This window comes from Streptomyces sp. XM83C (genome assembly GCF_023072675.1).
GTDB lineage: Bacteria > Actinomycetota > Actinomycetes > Streptomycetales > Streptomycetaceae > Streptomyces > Streptomyces thermocoprophilus.
In genome coordinates, this window is record NZ_JALLGL010000323.1 from 1 (window position 1) to 6,644 (window position 6,644).

Annotated in this window: 5 protein-coding genes and 1 tRNA gene; 5 read left to right on the forward strand and 1 reads right to left on the reverse strand. The window is 71.1% G+C overall.

The genetic code is table 11. The annotated features are described in order from the left end of the window. On the forward strand, positions 1–1,623 hold a 1,623-nt coding region (locus tag MTQ10_RS25970; RefSeq protein WP_247472592.1), incomplete at its 5' end, for a S41 family peptidase. Positions 1,624–1,666: 43 nt separating this feature from the next. Here MTQ10_RS25970 and MTQ10_RS25975 read toward each other — a convergent pair. Then, a tRNA-Leu gene (locus tag MTQ10_RS25975) sits at positions 1,667–1,753 on the reverse strand. 478 nt (positions 1,754–2,231) lie between these two features. On the opposite strand from MTQ10_RS25975, the gene MTQ10_RS25980 reads away from it, so the two are divergent. The 4 genes from MTQ10_RS25980 to MTQ10_RS25995 form a co-directional block, all read left to right on the forward strand. Next, the gene (locus tag MTQ10_RS25980) at positions 2,232–3,017 is read left to right on the forward strand and encodes an FhaA domain-containing protein (protein ID WP_247472593.1); all 786 of its coding nucleotides are present in this window, start codon (positions 2,232–2,234) and stop codon (positions 3,015–3,017) included. A 10-nt stretch (positions 3,018–3,027) separates the two neighbouring features. After that, entirely contained in the window at positions 3,028–3,549 is a 522-nt protein-coding gene (locus tag MTQ10_RS25985) for an FHA domain-containing protein FhaB/FipA (protein ID WP_247472594.1), read from the forward strand. A gap of 140 nt (positions 3,550–3,689) precedes the next feature. Continuing rightward, on the forward strand, positions 3,690–5,228 hold the full coding sequence (locus tag MTQ10_RS25990) for a Stp1/IreP family PP2C-type Ser/Thr phosphatase (RefSeq protein WP_247472595.1): 1,539 nt from the start codon (positions 3,690–3,692) through the stop codon (positions 5,226–5,228). A gap of 27 nt (positions 5,229–5,255) precedes the next feature. Next, positions 5,256–6,644, forward strand: a 1,389-nt coding sequence (locus MTQ10_RS25995; RefSeq protein WP_247472596.1) for an FtsW/RodA/SpoVE family cell cycle protein, incomplete at its 3' end; no start/stop codon positions are given.

A 6,644-nucleotide genomic window follows, 5' to 3' on the forward strand; every position in this document is an offset into this window, starting at 1 on the left:
GGCGACCCGGCCGTCCTCGTCGTGCCCGACGAGGACGGCCGGGTCGTCATCGACCTGGACGGCATCGAGGACCGGGTGGTGCCCTTCCCCGTCCCCGAATCACGCTACGTACGCCTCCTCCCCCTGCACGGCAAGGTCCTGCTGTGGTCGGTGCCCCTCACCCCCGCCGACCCCCTGGACCCGCGGGCCGCGACCGGCGGCCAGGTCGATCTCCTCGACCTGGAGCACATCACCCGAACCGAATGCCTGGTGCAGGTCGACGACCTGGACGTACGCGCCGACGCGGACGTGCTGGCGTACCGCTGCGGCGCCCGGCTGCGCGTCCTGCGGGCCGGCGCCCCCCTGGAGATCGAGGACGACGACGACTCGCCCGACGCCCGGCCGGGCCGCGCCACCGGCTGGGTCGACCTGGCCCGGCTGCGGGTGCCGCTGCACCCCGGCGAGGAGTGGCGGCAGATGTTCCGCGAGGCCTGGCGGCTGCAACGGGAGAACTTCTGGCACGCGGGCATGGACGGCGTCGACTGGGACGCCGTGTACGAGCGCTATCTGCCCTTGGTGGACCGGGTCGCCACCCGCTCCGAACTGTCCGACCTGATCTGGGAGATGCAGGGCGAGCTGGGCGCCTCGCACGCCTACGAACGCGGCGGCGACTACCTCGACACCCCCCGCCACACCCAGGGCTTCCTCGGCGTCGACTGGGACACCGGCGACATCAAGGCCTGGCGGATCGCCGCCGTCCTCACCGGCGACCCGTGGAACCCGGACGCCACCTCGCCCTGCCGCCGCCCCGGCACCGACATCCGGCCCGGCGACACCGTCGTCGCCGTCGACGGCCGCCCCGTCGGCCCGCGCGGACCCGGCGAGCTGTTGGTCGGGGCGGCCGGGCAGGAGGTCGAGCTGACCGTGCGGCGCGGCGATGCCCCGCCCCGCCGGGTGTGCGTGAGGGCCACCGGCAGCGAGACCGCCGCCCGCTACCGGGACTGGGTGGAGGGCAACCGGCGCCGCGTCCTTCAGGCGTCCGACGGCCGGCTCGGCTACGTCCACGTCCCGGACATGTTCGCCACCGGGTACGCCGAGTTCGTCCGCGGCTACCAGCGGGCCGTCGACCTGCCGGGACTGATCGTCGACGTCCGCCACAACACCGGCGGCCACATCTCACCGCTGCTGCTGGCCCGCCTCGCCCAGCGCCGGTACGGCGCCGAGCACGGCCGGTGGAGCGGGGTGCGCCCCTGCCCTCAGGACGCGCCGGCCGGCCCGATGGCCCTGCTGATCGACGAGCACACCGGCTCCGACGGGGAGATCTTCAGCCATGCCTTCCGCGCGCTCGGCCTCGGCCCGCTGATCGGCCGGCGCACCTGGGGCGGCGTCATCGCGACGTGGCCCCGGCACCCCCTCGTCGACGGCACGGTGACCACCCAGCCGGAGTTCCGGTACGTGTTCGACGGGGTCGGCGGCGGGCTGGAGAACCACGGCGTCGACCCGGACATCGAGGTGGACATCGAGGTGGACCCGGAGACCGGGGCGGACGACGACGCCCAGCTGATGACCGCCGTACGCCATCTCCTCGGCCGACTGGACCTGACGGACCCTGAGATGTTCATCACAGAACAATCCGGGGGGTGAAAGAGAAAGGCGGCATCGTGAGAACGATGCCGCCTTCCGGTGATGGTGCGCGAGGGGGGAGTTGAACCCCCACGCCCTTGCGGGCACTGGAACCTGAATCCAGCGCGTCTGCCTATTCCGCCACCCGCGCATTGGGTGTGTCCTCCGGCTCCGTCCCCCTGGGGGTCCGGCGCCTTCCGACATGCAGAACATTAGCACGCCGGGCGGGGTGGATTCACATCCCTTTCCTCCGCCCGCACCCCGCCCCCGCGCCCCGCCCCAGGTGGGGCACGTCGGCCCGTGCGCCGGGGGCCGGGGGCCGGTCCCCGCGTTCCGTCTCGGCACCGCCCCGGCCGCGTATCAACCTCGTACCGTTCCCGGACGTCCCCGCAGGAGCCGTACAGGGAGCCGCTCCAGGTGCGGGACACTGGTCTGTGGCCGCCTCTACGATCCTGGGCAGAACTACTCCCCAGGGGGGTACCAAGAGGACGTCGACACCCGTCGACCGGGCCGAGCAGGGGGAACCAGCCGATTCACCGGCGCGTGGATACGATCAGTAAGCAGTACCGGGCAAGGCAGTACCCGCACCGCGGGCAGCAGGACGGCAGGAACGACGGAGGAGGTGCCCCATGGGAGTCCTGAAGAAGTTCGAGCAGCGTCTCGAAGGTCTGGTCAACGGCACCTTCGCCAAGGTCTTCAAGTCCGAGGTCCAGCCCGTGGAGATCGCCGGCGCGCTCCAGCGCGAATGCGACAACAACGCCACCATCTGGAACCGTGACCGCACAGTCGTACCCAACGACTTCATCGTGGAGCTGAGCGCACCCGACTACGAGCGCCTCAGCCCCTACTCGGGCCAGCTCGGCGACGAGCTGGCCGGCATGGTGCGCGACTACGCCAAGCAGCAGCGGTACACCTTCATGGGCCCGATCAAGGTCCACCTGGAGAAGGCCGACGACCTCGACACCGGCCTGTACCGCGTGCGCAGCCGCACCCTCGCCTCCTCCACCAGCCAGCAGGCACCCGGCGCCGGTCCGGCCGCCGCACCCCCGCGCCCCGGCGGCTACGGCTACCCGCAGCCCGCCGCACCCTACCGGGCCCCGGCGGGCCCGCCGCCCGGCCCCATGCCCGGCGGCCGCACCCGCTACTGGATCGAGATCAACGGCGCACGCCACCAGATCTCCCGCCCGACCCTCGTACTGGGCCGCAGCACCGACGCCGACGTGCGGATCGACGACCCCGGCGTGAGCCGCAGGCACTGCGAGATCCGGACCGGAACGCCCTCGACGATCCAGGATCTCGGCTCCACCAACGGCATCGTGGTGGACGGGCAGCACACCACCCGCGCTACGCTCCGCGACGGCTCGCGGATCGTCGTGGGCAGCACCACCGTTATCTATAGGCAAGCCGAAGGGTGAAGCGGGGGCAATGTCAGAGCTGACCCTCACGGTCATGCGGCTGGGTTTCCTGGCCGTCCTGTGGCTGTTCGTGATCGTGGCCGTGCAGGTCATCCGCAGCGACCTGTTCGGTACGCGTGTCACGCAGCGCGGAGCACAGCGGGCCGGGCGCCGGGATGCCGGCCGCCCGCAGGCCGCCGCACGGCAGGCGCCGCCGCAGCAGCGCCAGCAGCCGGCCGGCAGCCGCCAGCGCCGCAACGCGCCGACCAAGCTCGTCGTGACCGAGGGCACCCTCACCGGCACCACCGTCGCGCTCCAGGGCCAGACCATCACGCTGGGCCGGGCGCACGACAGCACGATCGTGCTGGACGACGACTACGCCTCCAGCCGCCATGCCAGGATCTACCCGGACCGCGACGGCCAGTGGATCGTCGAGGACCTGGGTTCCACCAACGGCACCTACCTCGACCGAACGCGGCTGACGACTCCCACGCCGATTCCGCTGGGCGCACCGATCCGCATCGGCAAGACCGTCATCGAGCTGCGGAAGTAGTGCTACGTCATGAATGAGCGCGAGCGGAGCGAGCACGCGGAGGCGGGCCACACCCAGCAGCCCGGCGCGCTCCCGACCGGAGGGTGGGCAGTGTGGCTCGACACGAGCGGCTGCATGCGGAGCCGACGGGCGAGGTGGGCATGAGTCTGTCACTGCGCTTCGCCGCCGGATCGCACAAGGGGATGATCCGCGAGGGCAACGAGGACTCCGGGTACGCCGGGCCCCGGCTCCTCGCGATCGCCGACGGCATGGGCGGCCAGGCCGCCGGTGAGGTCGCCTCCTCCGAGGTGATCTCCACCATCGTCGCCCTCGACGACGACGTCCCCGGCTCCGACATCCTCACCGCGCTCGGCACCGCCGTACAGCGCGCCAACGACCAGCTGCGCCAGATGGTCGAAGAGGACCCCTCGCTGGAGGGCATGGGCACCACCCTGACGGCCCTGCTGTGGACCGGTCAGCGGCTCGGCCTGGTGCACGTCGGCGACTCCCGCGCCTATCTGCTGCGCGACGGCGTCCTCACCCAGATCACCCAGGACCACACCTGGGTGCAGCGCCTCGTCGACGAGGGCCGCATCACCGAGGAGGAGGCGACCACGCACCCGCAGCGGTCGCTGCTCATGCGGGCCCTCGGCAGCGGCGACCACGTCGAGCCCGACCTGTCGATCCGCGAGGTGCGGGCCGGCGACCGCTATCTGATCTGCTCCGACGGCCTGTCCGGCGTGGTCTCCCACCAGACGATGGAGGAGACCCTCGCCGACTACCGCGGCCCCGAGGAGACCGTGCAGGCGCTGATCCAGCTCGCGCTGCGCGGCGGCGGCCCCGACAACATCACCGTGATCGTCGCCGACGTCCTCGACCTGGACACCGGCGACACCCTCGCCGGGCAGCTCTCCGACACCCCGGTCGTCGTCGGCGCGGTCGCCGAGAACCAGCACCAGCCGCACGACAACGGCATCATGCAGACCCCGGCGGGCCGCGCCGCGGGCCTCGGCCGGCAGAGCAGCGGGGGCGGCGAGTTCGGGCCGCCCGGCTCCGGCGACACCACCGGATACGTCCCGGCGGGCACCTTCGGCACGCACTCCGCCGAGGACCTCACCAAGCCGCGCAACGGCCGCAAATGGCTGAAGCGTTCCCTGTACGGCGCGCTCGCGCTCGCCGTCGTCGGCGGCGGCCTGTACGGCGGCTACCGCTGGACCCAGACCCAGTACTACGTCGGCAGCAACAACGGCCATGTCGCGCTGTACCGCGGCATCAGCCAGGACCTGGCGTGGGTGTCGCTGTCGAAGCTGGAGAAGGACCACCCCGAGATCGAACTCAAGTACCTGCCGCCGTACTGGCAGAAGCAGGTCGAGAACACGATCGCCGAGGGAGACCTCGCCACCGCGCAACGCAAGATCGACGACCTCGCCGTGCAGGCCTCCGCCTGCCGCAAGGCGGCCGAACAGCGGTCCGCGGAGAACGAGCAGAACGCGCAGACGGGCCAGGGACAGGCCGGAGGCACCACGGGAACCACTCCCGCCTCCCTCACGTCCAAGGCATCACCGAGTCCCACACAGACCCAGGAGCCCACGACACCCTCGTCCCCGAACGCAAGCCCGTCCCCGACCGCGACGCCCAACCCCGGCCCCACCCTCTCGGAGGAGGAGCAAAAGGTCGTCAACAACTGCGGTACGCAGTAGGCAAGCCGTGAGAGGCCCCGTCACACGATGAGCAGTACCACCAACTCGCCGACGCACCACACGTCCACGATCGGCGCCATCGGCGCGCCGAGCCGCCGCAACACCGAGCTGGCGCTGCTGGTGTTCGCCGTCGCCATCCCGGTCTTCGCCTACGCCAACGTGGGCCTGGCGATCAACGACGAGGTGCCCTCCGGCCTGCTGAGCTACGGCATCGGCCTCGGCCTGCTGGCCGGCGTCGGCCATCTCGTCGTCCGCAAGTTCGCGCCGTACGCGGACCCGCTGCTGCTGCCGCTGGCCACGCTGCTCAACGGGCTCGGGCTCGTGGTGATCTGGCGGCTGGACCAGTCCAAGCTGCTCCAGTCGATCAAGCAGGCGGGCACGGCCGCGCCACGGCAGCTGATGTACACCGCGATGGGCATCGCCCTGTTCATCGCCGTGCTGATCTTCCTCAAGGACCACCGGGTCCTTCAGCGCTACACCTACATCTCCATGGTGGGCGCGCTGTTCCTGCTGCTGCTGCCGCTCGTGCCGGGCCTCGGCCAGGACATCTACGGCGCGAAGATCTGGATCTCCGTCGCCGGTTTCTCCATCCAGCCCGGTGAGTTCGCCAAGATCGTCCTGGCGATCTTCTTCGCCGGCTATCTGATGGTGAAGCGGGACGCGCTCGCGCTGGCCAGCCGCCGCTTCATGGGGCTGTATCTGCCGCGCGGCCGCGACCTCGGCCCGATCCTCGTCGTCTGGGCGATCTCGATCCTCATCCTGGTGTTCGAGACCGACCTCGGTACGTCACTGCTGTTCTTCGGCATGTTCGTGATCATGCTGTACGTCGCCACCGAGCGGACCAGCTGGATCGTCTTCGGTCTGCTGATGTCCGCGGTCGGCGCCGTCGGCGTGGCCTCCTTCGAACCGCACATCCAGCAGCGTGTGGACGCCTGGCTGGACCCGATGCGCGAGTACACGCTCTCCCGGCAGGGCGTCGTCGGCCACTCCGAGCAGGCCATGCAGGCCCTGTGGGCGTTCGGCTCCGGCGGCACCCTCGGCAGCGGCCTCGGCCAGGGCCACTCCGACCTGATCCGCTTCGCCGCCAACTCCGACTTCATCCTCGCCACCTTCGGCGAGGAGCTGGGCCTCGCCGGTGTCATGGCGATCCTGCTGATCTACGGGCTGATCGTGGAACGCGGTGTGCGCACCGCCCTCGCCGCCCGCGACCCCTTCGGCAAGCTGCTGGCCATCGGCCTGTCCGGCGCGTTCGCCCTCCAGGTGTTCGTCGTCGCCGGCGGTGTGATGGGCCTCATCCCGCTCACCGGTATGACGATGCCGTTCCTGGCGTACGGCGGTTCGTCCGTCATCGCCAACTGGGCCCTGGTCGGCATCCTGATCCGGATCAGCGACACCGCCCGCCGCCCGGCACCCGCC